A 15,427-nucleotide genomic window follows, 5' to 3' on the forward strand; every position below is an offset into this window, starting at 1 on the left:
GCCATCGGAGAGATCATTTCGTTACGGCACGCCCACCCTTAGGGCTCGCCCACCGTTAGGGCACGCGACCCGTCACGGCGCCCCCCGTTACGACACGCTCCCCGCCAGCGGGTATCCGCAGCGCAGATTCCACCGGCCCGCACGGCCGCTGAGCTCCGTCGCGGTCAGCGGGGCGACGTCCAGCCGCCAGAACGCGGGCGCGGGGAAGCCGAGAGCGTGGACGAGCGCGGCCCGGACCACGGCCGGTTCCACGACGGCGAGCAGCCGCCCCTCACGGGCGGAGGCGGGCGGCGCGGCCGGTGACGGGCTCTCCCGGTGCGCCTCCAGCCAGGCTCCGATCCGCTCCACCAGCTCCAGCAGCGACTCGCCGCCGTGCGGCGCCGCGGCCGGATCGGACAGCCACGCGGCGACCTCCTCCGGCGCCTCCTGCCCCACCTCGTCCAGCGAACGGCCCCGCCAACGGCCCACGTCGAGATCGCCCAGCTCAGGCGCCACGGCAACGTCGAGCCCCAGGGCCCGGGCGGTACCGCGGCAGCGCGCGGAGGGCGCGGTGAACGCCGTGTCGTGGTGGGGCAGCGCCGCGGCCGCCGTCTCGGCCCGGCGCACCCCGGCCGGGTCCGGCGGCGCGTCGTCGAACCGCACTTGCCGCAGCGCCGCGTTGACGGCGGGCGCGACCAACGTGATCCGCACCACCCAACCCCCTCATCCGCACCATTCGCCCACGTAGAGGCGCACCTTCCGGCATCCGCGCCGTAGCGGCGGACGACCGTCGCGCTACGGTCTCATGACAAGACGGCGGCGTGCCGGAAGCCCGGTGAGATTCCGGCACACCGGGCGTGACCCGGGTGGCGGATCCCGCCACCCGGCAAGCGCAGCCGCGGATGCGCATCACCACGAACCCCCACACGGTGGAGATATTGGACATCACCGACCGGGTTGGGGTGCTGTGGTATGCGCGTGACCGGACTTGGACATGCTGGGCTGTTCATCGAAACCGCGGCGGGGTCGGTGCTCTGCGACCCATGGGTGAATCCCGCCTTCTTCGGCTCGTGGTTCCCGTTCCCGGACAACACCGATCTGGACTGGGCGCACTATGGGCGCGCGGCGGACTATCTGTATGTCTCCCATCTGCACCGCGACCACTTCGACGCGGAGAATCTGCGCCGGAACGTGCGCAAGGACATCACCGTGCTGCTTCCGGCCTTCGCCACCGATGAGCTGGAACGCGAGCTGAGCACGCTCGGCTTCACGAACTTCCTCCACACCCGCGCGGGCACACCGGTCGAGCGCGACGGCCTGCGCATCATGATCACCGCACTGACCGGCCCCGGGGACGGCCCCATCGGCGACTCGGCGCTCTCGCTGGACGACGGCGAGACGGTGCTGCTCAACCAGAACGACGCGCATCCGCTGGACATCGCGGCGATCCGGGAGTTCGGCGAGGTGGACGCGTACTTCGTCCAGTTCTCCGGGGCGATCTGGTATCCGATGGTGTACCAGCTGCCGGACTCCGCCAAGAAGGAGTTCGCCGCGCGCAAGCGGCAGGGGCAGTTCGACCGGGCGCTGCGCTATATCGAAGCGGTGGAGGCCAAGCATGTGTTCCCCAACGCGGGTCCGCCGTGCTTCCTCGACGACGAGCTCTTCGAGCACAACGGCACCGGCCGGGACGGCGAGAGCATCTTCGTGGACCAGCTGGAGTTTCTGCGCCAACTGGGCCGGGCGCGCCCGGGGGTGCGGGCGCATCTGCTGCTGCCGGGGACGGTGGCGGAGCCGGAGGACACCGCGTGCAAGCTCACCCACCGCTACACCGAGTCGGAGATCGAGCACATCTTCGGCGAGAAGCGCGCGTATCTGCGGGACTTCGCCCGGCGGCAGCAGCCCGTGCTCGCCGCCGAGCGCGCCTCGCGGGCCCCGGCGCTGCCGCGCGAGCGGCTGCTGGCCGAGCTGAAGCAGTGGTGGGAACCGCTGTTGACGCGGGCCGACCGGATCTGTGCGGGCGTCGGCGGCCCGGCGCGGCTGGACGTGGGCGAGGTGCCGATCGTGATCGACTTCCCGGCGCGGGAGGTCCGCCTCTGGGACGGTGAGCGCTGCCGCTACACGCTGTCCACTTCGGCCGATCTGGTGGCCACCAACATCGACCGGCGCGAGGTGGACTGGTCCAACAGCCTGCTGCTGTCGCTGCGGTTCACCGCCAGCCGGATCGGGCCCTACAACGAGTTCCTGTATGTGTTCTTCAAGTGCCTGTCCATGGAGCGCATCGAGTACGTGGAGAACTACTACGACTCATGCCAGGACGACGGCCAGGACATCGTGCTGGACGGCTGGCGGGTGCAGCGGCGCTGCCCCCATCTGCGCGCCGACCTCGGCCGGTTCGGACAGATCGAGGGCGAGGTGCTCACCTGCACCCTGCACGGCTGGCGCTACGACCTGACCACGGGCCGCTGTCTGACCTCGGACGGACACGACATCCGCGCGTCGGCCACGTCGTAACCCGTGGCCGGACCCTGACCCGCGGCCGGAGTGGGACCGGCGACAATCGGTATGACAGGAGCAATGCCGCATGCCCGAGGCCCCGAGGCCGACCGGCTCGCCCGCCCGTCGACACGTCACCTTCCCCAGCGCGGACACCACCGCCCACGGCTATCTGGCGCTGCCGCCCTCCGGGCAGGGGCCCGGGGTGATCGTCATTCAGGAGTGGTGGGGGCTGGACCACCACATCGCCGATGTCACCGACCGGCTGGCCCGCGAGGGCTTCGTCGCGCTGGCACCCGATCTGTACGGGGGCAGCGTCGCCCATGACGCCGAAGAGGCCCACCGGTTGATGGCGGATCTGCCGGTGGAGCGCGGCGTGGAGCTGCTCTCCGGGGCGGTCGGCCATCTCCTCGGCCGGCCCGAGGTCACCTCCGCCACCCTGGGGGCGGTCGGGTTCTGCATGGGCGGCGGCTTCGTGCTGTATCTGGCCGCCACCGATGCGCGGGTCGGCGCGGCGGTGCCCTTCTACGGCGTCATTCAGGGCGATCTGCCGGACTTCTCGGGGCTGCGGGCCGACATCCTGGGCCATTTCGGGGAGAACGACAGCACTGTGCCGCTGGACGGTCTGGAGCGGCTGCGCCTGGCCATCCGGGAGCAGTCCGGGGTGGAGCCGGATTTCCGGCTCTATCCCGCCGGTCACGCCTTCTTCAATGACGAGCGGCCGTCCTATCACGCGGAATCCGCCGCGTCGGCCTGGCGGAGCACGGTGGACTTCCTGCACCGGCGGCTGGGCTGAGGAAATCGGCTTACGCCCGAAAGGGCCTTAAGGCTTCATGAAGCCTTAAGGCCCTTTTAAGGTGAGGCCCGGAAGGCTCCCCCACCGTTCAACCCTCAATCACATTCGTCAAAAAAATTCCGCAGGTCATGAGACGACTTCGGCATCCGCCCGTATGGGATGACGGACAGCCCGAAAAGGAGTCGAAATGACACGCAAAAGGACACTCAGCGGCAAGAAGAAGCTCGGCCTGCTGGTCGGTGCGCTGGCGCTGGCGGGCACCGGCGCCGGGGTCCTGGCGGCCACCAGCAACGCCAGCACGGACGGCACGGCACAGTCCTCCACGGCCTGCACCGGACTGGAGCAGGCGCTGGCCAACAACCAGAAGTTCATCGCGGACCAGCAGGCCAACCCGGACGCACAGTCGGAGGCGCGGATAGCCAATCGTCAGGCCGTCATCGAGGAGATCAGGCGAAAGCAGCAGGCGTCGGGGTGCGCCGTCGACGAGGCGGCCGGCCAGGGGGAGGCGGCGGCCCCGGCCGACGGCGGCGCCTCGGCCTCGGCTCCCGCTTCGGCCACCCCCTCGGACTCCGGTGCCGGTGATTCCGGCGCCTCCGGCGAGGTCGTCTGCGCGGGGTCGACCGTCACCCTGTCCGGTGAGGGCGGGGCCCCGGCCGCCTCCAGCAATCAATTCCCGGTCGGCACGAAACTCAAGGTGACCAATCTGGACAACGACAAGTCGACAACGGTCTCCGTCGCCTCGACCTCGGGAAGCTGTGCCCTGCTCAACAACGCCGCTTTCGAACAGGTTCGCGAGCCGGGCAAATTCCTGATCCGCAACGCGCGCATCGAACGCGTGGGCTGAGCCGGCGGCACCGAGGGCAGGCCGTGGACGCGTCGCAGATCGCCGACGTCTCCACGGCCTGCCCTCACCCGGGTGTGAACCGCGCCGAGGCGTGAACCGCCGATCTGACCGCCATGTCCGACTGTGACCGGTATCGCAGGGTGAGCCAGCGGCGCCGGGGTACCCGCCGCCTATGAACAGAAATGAGCAGCCTCTGCTCACTCCCGATCTGCCGCCGGTCGTCGACGTACCGGACCTGACCTTCCCTGCTCGTGGACGTCAGTCCGATGAGGCGAAGCGCGCGGCGGAGCGGAACGGTGACAAGGAAACTCCCACCTCTGCCCCCACCCCCACTTCCTCCCCGGACCAGCGCCGCATGGCGGCGTAACGGACGTCTTCCACGTCGCCGCCCCGACGGCCGGAGCCCATCGGGATGATCTCGCGTACTCCCCGTGTTGTCGGGATGATCTCGCGTACTCGCCGTGTTGAGGATGAGCACGGGGAGACGTCAGGCGAGTCTTCGCATCAGGGACAACGCAGCAAGGGGACGGACATCATGCCGTTGCAGGGTGAGTACGAGCCGAGCCCGACGAAGTTCGTACGGGATCAGGTCGAGCTGTTCGAGAGCTCCGGTGGCACCGAGGGAACGACCATGCGGGGCATGCCCGTGGTCCTCCTGACCACGCGGGGCGCGAAGAGCGGAAAGATCCGCAAGACCCCGCTGATGCGGGTGGAGTACAACGGCGCCTATGCCGTCGTCGCCTCGCTGGGCGGCTCCCCCAAACATCCGGTCTGGTACTACAACGTCCAGGGCGACCCGCGGGTCGAGCTGCAGGACGGCCCGGTGCGGCAGGACATGACCGCGCGCGAGGTCACGGGCGAGGAGAAGGCCCTGTGGTGGGAGCGCGCGGTCGAGGCGTACCCGGACTATGCCGATTACCAGACGAAGACCGACCGCCAGATCCCGGTCTTCATCCTGGAGCCGACGCCCGCCGGGCACTGACCTGCGGGGCCCGGCGCCTCCCACCGCGCCGGGCCTCTGTGGATCGCCGGGAACCCCTGTGTGATCTACGCCAAAGCATGACTGTTTGATAGATCGGGTAGCCGGGGGCTGACCCGGAATCCGCAGCCAAGGAAGTGCGCCACATGACCGCGACCGACAAACCCGACTTCGTGCCGATCTACGACAGCCTCGTGGCGGAGCACGGCGACGTCCCCGCCGAGGCCCGGGAGGCGGCCGAGGTCATCCAGCGGGAGGCCGCCGAGGCCCTGGACTGGAGCAGGGTGCGCGCCGGCGGCTGACGCACCCCGGCCCCCTCGCCCGGGCCACCGTATCCGTGTCCCGTGAGCGGCCGTCCGTCATCTACCCGGAAGGCCGCTCGGCACCCCTCACCTTCGATAAGCTGCTGATGACGCAGGTGCTTGATGGCGTCGACACTTATCTCATGAGGGGAAACAGTTGACTACAGGGGTCGAGACTTTCGAGTTTCAGGTCGAGGCGCGGCAGCTTCTGCAGTTGATGATCCATTCGATCTACTCGAACAAGGACGTCTTCCTGCGCGAGCTCATCTCCAACGCTTCCGACGCGCTGGACAGACTGCGGCTCGAATCGCTCCGCGACGGAAACCTTCAGGCGGACATCTCTGATCTCCATATCACCGTTGAGGTCGACAAGGAGTCCCGCACACTGACCGTCCGCGACAATGGCATCGGCATGTCGCATGACGGAGTCGTGGAGCTCATCGGCACGATCGCGAACTCCGGCACCGCCACATTCCTCAAGGAGCTGCGGGAGTCGAAGGACGCGGCCGCTTCCGCGGACCTCATCGGGCAGTTCGGGGTGGGTTTCTACTCCAGCTTCATGGTGGCCGACGAGGTGACCATGCTGACCCGTCACGCCGGGGAGAGCCAGGGCACCCGCTGGGTTTCCAGCGGCGAGGGCACTTACACGCTCGAAGCGGCCGACGACGCCCCCCAGGGCACCTCCGTCACGCTGAAGCTCAAGCCGGAGGACACCGAGGACCATCTCTACGACTACGCCTCGCCCTGGAAGATCCGGGAAATCATCAAGCAGCACTCGGATTTCATCACCTGGCCCATCAGGATGGCCCCCGCCCAGGCCCCGGTCACGACGGACGAGACGGACGAGGCCGAGCAGGGCGAGGAGAAGGCGCCCGAGCTCGAGACCGTCAACTCGATGAAGGCGCTGTGGGCCCGCCCCAAGGACGAGGTCACCGACGAGGAATACCACGAGTTCTACAAGCACATCAGCCACGACTGGGTCGATCCGCTCGAGACCATCCGCATGCAGGCGGAGGGCACCTTCGAATACCAGTCGCTGCTCTTCATTCCGGCCCGCGCACCGCAGGACCTGTATATGCAGGACCGCAAGCGGGGTGTGCAGCTCTATGTCAAGCGCGTCTTCATCATGGATGACTGCGAAGCGCTGATGCCGGAATATCTCCGCTTCGTCAAGGGCGTGGTGGACGCCGCGGACCTCTCACTGAACGTCTCGCGGGAAACCCTTCAGCAGGACCGCCAGATTCAGCTGATGCGGCGTCGCCTGGTGAAGAAGGTGCTCTCGACGGTGAAGGACATCATGTCCTCCGACGCGGAGCGCTACGCGACCTTCTGGACGGAATTCGGCCGCGTTCTCAAGGAAGGTCTCCTCAGCGACCTGGAGAACCGCGAGGCGATCCTCGAGGTGTGTTCGTTCGCCTCGACACATGACGCCGAGCAGCCGACCACCCTGCGCGGTTACACCGAGCGCATGAAGGACGGGCAGGAGCACATCTACTACATGACGGGCGAGTCCCGCTCGATCGTGGAGAGCTCGCCCCATATGGAGGCGTTCCGGGACAAGGGCTTCGAGGTGCTCCTCCTCACCGACCCCATCGACGAGCTGTGGGTCGACGCCGTGCCGGAGTTCGAGGGCAAGCAACTGCGTTCCATCGCCAAGGGGCAGGTCGACCTCGACTCCCAGGACGAGAAGGACGAGGAGGCGGAGGCCGAGCGCGAGCAGCGACAGAAGGACTTCGCCGAGCTGCTCTCCTGGATGACGACGTCGCTGAGCGAGCAGGTCAAGGAGGTGCGGCTGTCCACGCGGCTGACCACCTCCCCGGCCTGCATCGTGGGTGACACCTTCGATGTCACCCCGGCCCTGGAGAACATCTATCGCTCCATGGGCCAGAACCTGCCCCAGATCAAGCGCATTCTGGAGCTGAACCCCACCCATCCGCTGGTCAGCGGGTTGCGCAAGGCCCACGGTGAGCGCAAGGACGACAGTGGTCTCGCGGAGACGGCCGAGCTGCTCTACAGCATGGCGCTGCTCGCCGAGGGCGGTGAGCTGAGCGATCCGTCGCGTTTCATCAAGCTGGTGGCGGAGCGGGTGCAGCAGACGCTGTAACCACGCCGCGGCGCGAAGCGGGGCGGGCCCTGTCGGGGCCCGCCCCGCGGGCGCCGGTCACCGTCCGGCGCAGACCGTCGCGGAGGCGTCGATCAGCTGCCGCAGCGCGCCGCGGTAGACCTCGTGGTCGGTCAGCGCGGGCACGACGACGCCGAGGTTCCCGGTGAGGGCCGGGAATTCCTCGGGGTCCAGGGCGGCGAGCGCCGTGCGCGCGGCGGTACGCACCTTCTTCGCGTCGCGGTGGTCGACGAAGGCGACGGCGCCGAGGGTGAGCAGATACAGCCGCCGGTAGACCCGGACCGCCGCCTCGGGCGCCATTCCGGCGGCGATGCTGTGCGCCAGCTGCGGCTCCACGAGGCGGCTCAGCAGATGCGGGCCCCACCAGGCGCGGCCCGACCGCAGCGCCACCAGCCCGGGATGCTCGATCAGCACCTCGTAGAACGCGGAGAAGCGGGCCTCGGTGGCGGTGGCCCAGTCCAGGTCCTGCCCCACCCGCGGCATCCGCGCGGCCAGCCGGTCCGCGCACGCGTTCACCAGACCGTCGAAGTCGCCGCAGCGGCGGAAGACCGTGGCATGGGAGACGCCCAGCAACTGCGCCACCCTGCGGAAGCTCAGCGCCTCGGGCCCCTCGTCGTCGACGACGGACAGGGCGGCCTCGGCGATGGCCTCCAGGGTGGGCTGATCGGCTCGGTCCCGATTGCTTCGCACAGGCCGAGCGTACCAGTGGTTGTTACAGTGTTTCAGTGACTCTTTCCATCGAGGACGTACGAGCCGCGACCCAACGGGTCGCGGGACATATCCGGCCGGTGGCGCTCGCTCCGGTGGAGCAGGGGGGATGGGGCGCCGCCGAGGGCTGGCTGGCCCTGGAGTTCCTGCAGTACACGGGCACCTTCAAGGCGCGCGGCGCGTTCAACTTCGTCAGGGCCCACCGGGAGGCGGGCACCCTGCCGGACACGGGCGTCACCATCGCCTCCGGCGGAAACGCCGGGCTCGCGTGTGCGTGGGCGGCGGCGCAGCACTCCGTGCCCGCCACGGTGTTCGTGCCCGAGACCGCGCCCCCGGTGAAGGTCGGCCGGCTGCGCCGGCTCGGCGCCGAGGTCCATCAGATCGGCACCGAGTACGACGAAGCGCGGGAGGCCGCGCAGAAGCACGCCGCCGAGACCGGTGCGCTGCTGTCGCATGCGTACGACCACCCGCTGATCGCCGCCGGGGCGGGCACCGTGCTGGAGGAGATCCTCCAGGCCCGGCCCGACCTGGACACCGTGGTGGTGGCGGTCGGGGGCGGCGGGCTGTTCACCGGTGTCGCGGTGTCCGCCTTGGAGCACGGGGTGGGGGTCGTCGCCGTGGAGCCGTACGGGTGCCGGGCCCTGAACGCCGCGCTGGAGGCCGGTGCGGTGGTCGATGTCCCGGTGGACTCGGTCGCGGCGGACTCGCTGGGGGCGCGCCATGTGTCCTCGGACGCGCTGGAGTGGGCCCGCAAGGACGGAGTGCGGTCCGTCCTGGTGTCCGACGAGGCGATCGTCTCCGCGCGGCAGGCCCTGTGGGACGACCGCAGGATCGCGGTCGAGCACGCGGCGGCCACGGCGCTTTCGGCCCTCACCTCCGGCGGGTACCGGCCGCGGCCCGGGGAGAAGGTCGCCGTACTCCTCTGCGGCGCCAACACCGACCCCGCGGACCTCACGCACGGCCACTAGCGGCACGCTCGCGGGCCGGGCCCGTACGACTGCGGACCGGGCCCGTACGGCAGCCTGACCGCATGCCGTACGGGCCCGCTCCCAGGGCCGGCTACGCGCCGTCGTACGCCGCCTGCAGCGCGGCGATGTCGAGCTTGCCCATCTTCATCATCACGTCGGTGGCCCGCTTGGCCTTCTGCGGGTCGGAGCCGGTCACCATGTCGAGGAGCACGGTGGGGACGACCTGCCAGGACACCCCGAACTTGTCCTTCACCCAGCCGCAGGGCCCCTCCTCGCCGCCCTCGGAGAGCCTGCTCCAGTAGTAGTCCACCTCGTCCTGGTCCGCGCAGTGCACCTGGAAGGAGATGGCCTCGCTGAAGGTGAACTCCGGCCCGCCGTTGAGCCCCACGAACTTCTGTCCGTTGGCCTCGAACTCGACGGTCATCACGGATCCCGCCGCGCCGCCGGGCTCGCCCCCGGTGTAGTGCGCGATCCGTCCGAGCCTGGAGTTCTTGAAGATCGAGATGTAGTGCTGCGCGGCCTCTTCGGCGTTGCCGTCGAACCACAGGCATGTGGTGAATCCGTCGGTGGCCATCGGTTCCTCCTGGGCTGGGGAGCGTTTACCCCTATCGACCGCTCCCGCGCCGGGAACTCATCGGTCCTCGGCCGGCCGATTCTCCGTGAGGTAGTGGTGCAGCCGGCAGGAGCCTTCGAGCATGGCCGCGGCGCGCTGGGCGAGCCCCTCGTGACGCCGGGTGATGACCGTGCGCAGGGCGTCGCTGCTGCCGGTGCGGCGCAGGCCATCGATGACGGGCCGGATCTGGGGCAGGGGATAGCGGACCTGGCGCAGCAGGTCGATCATCCGGGCGTCCCGGACGTCCGACGGGCCGTAGACGCGGTAGCCGGTGCCCCGGTCGCGGCGCGGGCGCAGCAGACCGGCGGACTCCCAGACCCGGAGGGCCGAGGTGCGCACCCCGATCCGGGCGGCCACCTCGCCGATGCGCAGTGGCCCGGAGCGTGCGGGCGCCGAGGTGTCCGGGGTCTGCCCGGCGACCGTCTCCAGCGCCTCCCCCGCGGCCTGGAGGGAGAGTCGTTGGTCGTGGAGCGCGGCATGGCCTGCGTTGACGAGGGTGAGCGCGAGGGCGATGTCCTCGGCATGGACGGCCCGCATGACCGCGCGGGCGGTCTCCGCGCCGTATCCGGGCAGCAGGGCCCGGTAGGTCACCAGGGCTCTGCGGTGCCGGTCCTCGAACCTGCGGTAGCCGACGGGGGTGCGGGCGGCCGGGGGCAGGATGCCCGCGTCGACGTAGTTGCGGATCTGCTGGGTGGAGACACCCGCCATCCGGGCCAGATCGACGGGGCGCAGCGCGGCATCCGTACGGCTCACGGTTCGTCACCTTCCCGGCAAGGGTTCACGGACGAGTTGAAGGTTAGCGTGGCTCTGCCGCACCGCATCCGGCGGGTGTTGGGAGGAAATCCGCGAAAAGTCTCAACGTGCACTTCAATGAAACACTTGAAGGCATGGATGTCAGCGAAATCAAGGTCCGTGGCGCCAGGGAGAACAATCTCCAGGGCGTGAGTGTGGACATTCCCAAGCGAAGCCTTACGGTCTTCACCGGCGTCTCCGGCTCCGGTAAGTCCTCGCTCGTCTTCGACACCATCGCCGCGGAGTCGAGGCGGCTGATCAATGAGACCTATACGGCGTTCGTCCAGAACTTCATGCCGACGCTCGGCCGCCCGGATGTCGACTCGCTGCGGAATCTGAGCGCGGCGATCATCGTGGACCAGGAGCCGATGGGCTCCAACTCCCGTTCCACGGTGGGCACCGCCACCGATGCCCACACCCTGCTGCGGATCCTGTTCAGCCGGATCGGCAGCCCCTATGTCGGCCCTCCCCTCGCCTTCAGCTTCAACACGGCCGAGGGCATGTGTCCGCGATGCGAGGGGCTCGGCAGGGTCACCGACATCGACATCGCCCAACTCAGCGACAGGGAGAAGTCGTTGAAGGAGGGCGCCATCACCGTCCCCGGATTCGAGGTGGACAGCTGGCACTGGCAGGTTATGGCGGCCTCCGGCCTTTTCGACCCCGATATCAGGCTCCAGGACTACTCCCCCGCCCAGTGGGAGGACTTCCTCCACAAACCGGCCACCAAGATCAAGGTGGGGAAGAACAACCTCACCTACGAGGGGCTGGTGACCAAGGTCCGCCGGCTGTACCTGGCGAAGGACCGGGAGACGATGCAGCCGCGGATGCGCGCGTTCGCCGACCGGGCCATGGCCCTGGCCGAGTGCGCCGAGTGTGAGGGCGCCCGGCTGTGCGAGGCCGTCCGGTCCTGCCGGATCGACGGCCGCTCCATCACGGAGTGCTCGGCCCTGCAGATCAGCGATCTGGCGGAGTTCGTGGGCGGGATCCGGCACGATTCCGTCGGACCGGTGCTGGAGAGCCTGCGGGCGCTCCTCGACTCACTGGTCGAGATCGGCCTGGGATATCTGAGCCTGGACCGGGAGTCCTCGACCCTGTCCGGTGGCGAGGCCCAGCGGGTGCGGATGGTCCGGCATCTGGGCTCCAGTCTGACCGATGTCACCTATGTCTTCGACGAGCCCACGGTGGGCCTGCATCCGCATGACATCGAGCGCATGAACCGGCTGCTGCTCCAGTTGCGGGACAAGGGCAACACGGTGCTGGTCGTGGAGCACAAACCGGAGACCATCCGGATCGCGGACCATGTGGTGGACCTGGGGCCCGGCGCGGGGGTGGCGGGCGGGCGGATCTGCTACCAGGGCGACCTGGCCGGGCTGCGCGCCTCGGACACCCTGACCGGGCGCCATCTGGACCACCGGGTGCGGCTGCGGGAGACGGTGCGGCAGCCCAGTGGGCAACTGCCGGTCAGGGGCGCGCGGCTGCACAATCTGCGGGATGTGAGCGTCGACATCCCCCTCGGTGTGCTCACCGTCGTCACGGGTGTCGCCGGATCGGGCAAGAGCTCCCTGATCCATGGGTCGCTGTCCGGGCGGGAGGAGGTGATCGTCGCCGACCAGTCGGCGATCCGTGGCTCCCGCCGCAGCAACCCGGCCACGTATACGGGGCTCCTCGATCCGATCCGGGCGGCGTTCGCCAAGGCGAACCACGTCAAACCGGGTCTGTTCAGCGCCAATTCCGAGGGTGCCTGCCCCCGATGCAAGGGCATCGGGCTCATCTACACCGATCTCGCGATGATGGCCGAGGTGGCCTCGGTGTGCGAGGACTGCGAGGGGAAGCGGTTCCGGCCCGAGGTGCTGACGTACCGGCTGCGCGGGCGGAACATCAGCGATGTCCTGGGCATGCCGGTGGCCGAGGCGCGGGAGTTCTTCACAGGCGGTCAGGCCCGGCTGATCCTGGACCGGCTGGCCGCGGTGGGGCTGGGCTATCTGGGTCTCGGCCAGCCGCTCACCACACTCTCCGGGGGTGAGCGCCAGCGGCTGAAGCTGGCCATCCATATGGCGCGGAGCGGCACGACCTACGTCCTGGACGAGCCGACCACCGGACTGCATCTCGCCGATGTGGACCAACTGCTCGCCCTGCTCGACCGCCTTGTCGACGCGGGCAACACGGTCGTCGTCATCGAGCACCACCAGGCCGTGATGGCCCATGCGGACTGGATCATCGACATGGGCCCGGGGGCGGGTCATGACGGCGGTCAGGTGGTGTTCACCGGCACCCCCGCCGACCTCGTGGACACCGGCGGCTCCCTCACCGCCGTCCACTTGCGCGACTACGTCAAGCGGGCGTGAACCCCCTCGCCCCGGTGGTCCCGTCCCCGTCCCGTCCCGTCCCGGGCCGAGGGCTCGGGACGGGACCAGCGGGGCGCCGCGCCGCGTCAGGCGGCGGGCGGAGGTGCGGGAGCGCCCGCGGGCGGCGGGATCTTGGCGTAGGCGGCCGTGGTGGCGCCCGCCTCGGCGGGCGCCACCACGCTCTCGCGCGGCATCACGGCGTCGCGCGCCGCGCCCGGGTCCCAGCCGGTGTCCACCACGCGCTTCTGCACCAGGATCGCGCCCCCGAGGACGGCGAGGCCGAGCAGCACGATGATGACGAGTCCGGCGGCGCCACCCGCCTTGCCCGCGTTGCCGATGAGCGCGCCGAACCAGCCGAAGTCGGCGTCGCCGAACGTGGTGTTCTGGTCGCCGAACGCGCCGAGCACCTTGAGCAGCAGGGCGGGGAGGAAGGTGATGAGCAGCCCGTTGAGGAACGCCCCCACGACCGCGCCGCGCCTGCCGCCGGTCGCGTTGCCGTAGACCCCGGCCGCGCCGCCGGTGAAGAAGTGCGGCACCAGACCGGGCAGCACCAGGGCGAGACCGAAGGCCGGGTTGAAGACCCAGGTCAGCAGGGCCAGGCCGATCAGGCCGCCGGTGAAGCTGGAGATGAAACCGATCAGCACCGCGTTCTGCGCGTACGGGAAGACGATGGGCGCGTCCAGCGCGGGCAGGGCGCCGGGGACGACCTTCTGGGCGATCCCCTGGAAGGCGGGGACGAGCTCGCCGAGGATCGTACGGACCCCGAAGAGGATCACCGCGACCGCGATGCCGAACTGCAGCCCCTGCATCACGGACTGCATCAGGTAGTTCCCGGTGCCGGTGGCCACCGTGCCGGTGCCCGTGGCGAACGCCTTGAAGGCGGTCTTCTGCCCCTCCTTGACGAGGAGGAGGACGGCCATGACCAGGTAGATCAGCAGCATCGACAGGGCGGTGGCCACCATCGAGTCGCGCAGGAACCGCAGCCCCTCGGGGAGCTTCATCTCCTCGGTGGAGCGGCTGCGCTTGCCGACCACCCGTCCGGTCACGCCCGCCACGATGTATCCGGCCGTGCCGAAGTGGCCGATGGCGACGGTGTCGCTGCCGGTGACACGCTTGGTCCAGGGGTGGGCGAAGGCGGGCATCGCGACCAGCATGATGCCCAGCAGCACACCGCCGACGGCCACCACGGCGACGGTCGAGCGGCCGCCGTTGGCCAGGACCACGGTCAGCAGCGTGGCCATGAAGAGCATGTGGTGCCCGGTCAGGAAGACATAGCGGAGCGGGGTGAACCGGGCCAGCAGCAGGCTGACCACGAAGCCCAGGATCATCAGCCAGGCGACCCGTGAGCCGAACTGGTCCTGGGCGATGCCGACGATGGCCTCGTTGGTGGGGATGACACCGTGGGCGCCGGTGACGCCCTGGATCATGGTGCCCAGCGGGGCGAGGGAGGCGGTGACCAGTCCCGCTCCCGCGCCGATCAGCAGAAAGCCGAGGGTCGCCTTGATGGCGCCGCCGATGATCTGCCCGGTGCTCTTCTTCATCGCGATGAGTCCGACGGCGGTGATGATGCCGATCAGATACGCGGGCTCGCTCAGAATCTCATTGACGAGAAACGTGGCAAGGGTGACAAACCAGCCCATGGTGCTTCCTCTGTCCCCGTCGTTCAGACGTCGTACGTGTCCCGGAGCACCGCGTCCACCTCGGCGGTGCTGGTGAAGTCCTGGACGACCTTCACGGGCCGTCCCACGTCCCCCAGAGTCCTGGCGATCTCACGGGAGGTGAGCAGGGCCATGGCCTCGGACGCCTTGCCCTTCGCGGAGATGGTGTCCGTGGCCTCCACGGTGACGAACCTCGACCACCCCCAGCGGTCCAGCACCTGCTCCAGGGTGTTCTTGAGGAACAGGCTGGTGCCCACGCCGTTGCCGCAGACCGTGAGGATCTTGTGCAGCGAGGCCGCACGGGGCGCGGAGGCGGTGTGCGGCTCGGGGGTGGCGGACGCTTCAGGAGCGGTGGACGCCTCGGAGCCGTCCGTCGGCCGTTCCCCGGCGAGTACGGCGTGCAGCGCCTTCGGGGTGGGCGCCTCCGCCAGGGCGGCCGCGGTGGCGGGATCGCCCAGGAGCCGCGCCAGGCTCGCCATCGCGGAGGTGTGCGCGGCGGAGTCCTGGGCGGCCAGGGCGACGACGAGGGTGACGGGGTCGTTGGACTCATGCCCGAATTCCACGGGCTCGGCGAGCCGGACCCAGGACATCCCGGTCCTGAGCACTGCCGGGGACGGCCGGGAGTGGGCGAATGCCACCCCCGGAGCGATGACGATGTACGGCCCGTTCTCCTCGACGTTGGCGACCATCTCGCCGGTGTACTCGTCGGTGGTGGCGCCCGTTTCCACCATGAGCCGGCCGGCCGCGCCTATCGCCTCACGCCAGTCGGCCGCCCGGACGTCGAGCCGGACGGCTTCGACGGGCAGCAGGTCTTTCAGGTCTTCCATG

General features: G+C 69.5%; 15 protein-coding genes. 9 read left to right on the plus strand and 6 right to left on the minus strand.

Annotated elements, in window-relative coordinates; all coding sequences use genetic code 11:
* Window positions 1-87: 87 nt before the first annotated feature.
* Window positions 88-693 carry a histidine phosphatase family protein gene (locus tag J5X86_RS12860; protein ID WP_208516870.1) on the minus strand — a complete coding sequence of 202 codons (606 nt, stop codon included), beginning with the start codon at window positions 691-693 and terminating at the stop codon, window positions 88-90.
* Window positions 694-951: 258 nt separating this feature from the next.
* On the opposite strand from J5X86_RS12860, the gene J5X86_RS12865 reads away from it, so the two are divergent.
* From J5X86_RS12865 to htpG, 7 genes are all read left to right on the plus strand, one after another.
* Complete coding sequence (locus J5X86_RS12865) at window positions 952-2,490, plus strand: Rieske 2Fe-2S domain-containing protein (protein WP_208516871.1); 1,539 nt, start codon at window positions 952-954, stop codon at window positions 2,488-2,490.
* 70 nt (window positions 2,491-2,560) lie between these two features.
* Window positions 2,561-3,268: a dienelactone hydrolase family protein gene (locus tag J5X86_RS12870; protein WP_208516872.1), complete on the plus strand. Its 708-nt coding sequence runs from the start codon at window positions 2,561-2,563 to the stop codon at window positions 3,266-3,268.
* Window positions 3,269-3,455: 187 nt separating this feature from the next.
* The gene (locus tag J5X86_RS12875; RefSeq protein WP_208516873.1) at window positions 3,456-4,112 is read left to right on the plus strand and encodes a hypothetical protein; all 657 of its coding nucleotides are present in this window, start codon (window positions 3,456-3,458) and stop codon (window positions 4,110-4,112) included.
* Between the two features lie 172 nt (window positions 4,113-4,284).
* Complete coding sequence (locus J5X86_RS12880) at window positions 4,285-4,479, plus strand: hypothetical protein (protein WP_208516874.1); 195 nt, start codon at window positions 4,285-4,287, stop codon at window positions 4,477-4,479.
* 168 nt (window positions 4,480-4,647) lie between these two features.
* Window positions 4,648-5,094, plus strand: coding sequence for a nitroreductase family deazaflavin-dependent oxidoreductase (locus J5X86_RS12885; protein WP_208516875.1), 447 nt, complete (start codon window positions 4,648-4,650; stop codon window positions 5,092-5,094).
* Window positions 5,095-5,237: 143 nt separating this feature from the next.
* Entirely contained in the window at window positions 5,238-5,393 is a 156-nt protein-coding gene (locus J5X86_RS12890) for a hypothetical protein (protein WP_208516876.1), read from the plus strand.
* 157 nt (window positions 5,394-5,550) lie between these two features.
* Window positions 5,551-7,497 (plus strand): molecular chaperone HtpG, encoded by a 1,947-nt coding sequence (gene htpG, locus J5X86_RS12895; protein ID WP_208516877.1) that lies wholly within the window; start codon window positions 5,551-5,553, stop codon window positions 7,495-7,497.
* 57 nt (window positions 7,498-7,554) lie between these two features.
* On the opposite strand, the gene J5X86_RS12900 is transcribed toward htpG, so the two are convergent.
* Window positions 7,555-8,205 carry a TetR/AcrR family transcriptional regulator gene (locus J5X86_RS12900; RefSeq protein ID WP_208516878.1) on the minus strand — a complete coding sequence of 217 codons (651 nt, stop codon included), beginning with the start codon at window positions 8,203-8,205 and terminating at the stop codon, window positions 7,555-7,557.
* A gap of 35 nt (window positions 8,206-8,240) precedes the next feature.
* Here J5X86_RS12900 and J5X86_RS12905 point away from each other — a divergent pair, with 35 nt between their 5' ends.
* Entirely contained in the window at window positions 8,241-9,191 is a 951-nt protein-coding gene (locus J5X86_RS12905; RefSeq protein WP_208516879.1) for a serine/threonine dehydratase, read from the plus strand.
* Between the two features lie 91 nt (window positions 9,192-9,282).
* Here J5X86_RS12905 and J5X86_RS12910 read toward each other — a convergent pair whose 3' ends face one another.
* Window positions 9,283-9,765 carry a VOC family protein gene (locus J5X86_RS12910; RefSeq protein WP_208516880.1) on the minus strand — a complete coding sequence of 161 codons (483 nt, stop codon included), beginning with the start codon at window positions 9,763-9,765 and terminating at the stop codon, window positions 9,283-9,285.
* 57 nt (window positions 9,766-9,822) lie between these two features.
* Window positions 9,823-10,557 carry a MerR family transcriptional regulator gene (locus J5X86_RS12915; RefSeq protein WP_208516881.1) on the minus strand — a complete coding sequence of 245 codons (735 nt, stop codon included), beginning with the start codon at window positions 10,555-10,557 and terminating at the stop codon, window positions 9,823-9,825.
* Window positions 10,558-10,691: 134 nt separating this feature from the next.
* Between J5X86_RS12915 and J5X86_RS12920 the strand changes: the two genes are divergently transcribed.
* Window positions 10,692-12,941 carry an excinuclease ABC subunit UvrA gene (locus J5X86_RS12920; protein WP_208516882.1) on the plus strand — a complete coding sequence of 750 codons (2,250 nt, stop codon included), beginning with the start codon at window positions 10,692-10,694 and terminating at the stop codon, window positions 12,939-12,941.
* 86 nt (window positions 12,942-13,027) lie between these two features.
* Here J5X86_RS12920 and J5X86_RS12925 read toward each other — a convergent pair whose 3' ends face one another.
* Both J5X86_RS12925 and J5X86_RS12930 read right to left on the minus strand, forming a co-directional pair.
* Window positions 13,028-14,581, minus strand: coding sequence for a PTS ascorbate transporter subunit IIC (locus J5X86_RS12925; RefSeq protein WP_208516883.1), 1,554 nt, complete (start codon window positions 14,579-14,581; stop codon window positions 13,028-13,030).
* A 23-nt stretch (window positions 14,582-14,604) separates the two neighbouring features.
* Window positions 14,605-15,426 (minus strand): PTS sugar transporter subunit IIA, encoded by an 822-nt coding sequence (locus J5X86_RS12930; RefSeq protein ID WP_208516884.1) that lies wholly within the window; start codon window positions 15,424-15,426, stop codon window positions 14,605-14,607.
* Window position 15,427: the final 1 nt, after the last annotated feature.

It is taken from the genome of Streptomyces sp. NEAU-YJ-81, assembly GCF_017592595.1.
GTDB lineage: Bacteria > Actinomycetota > Actinomycetes > Streptomycetales > Streptomycetaceae > Streptomyces > Streptomyces hygroscopicus_B.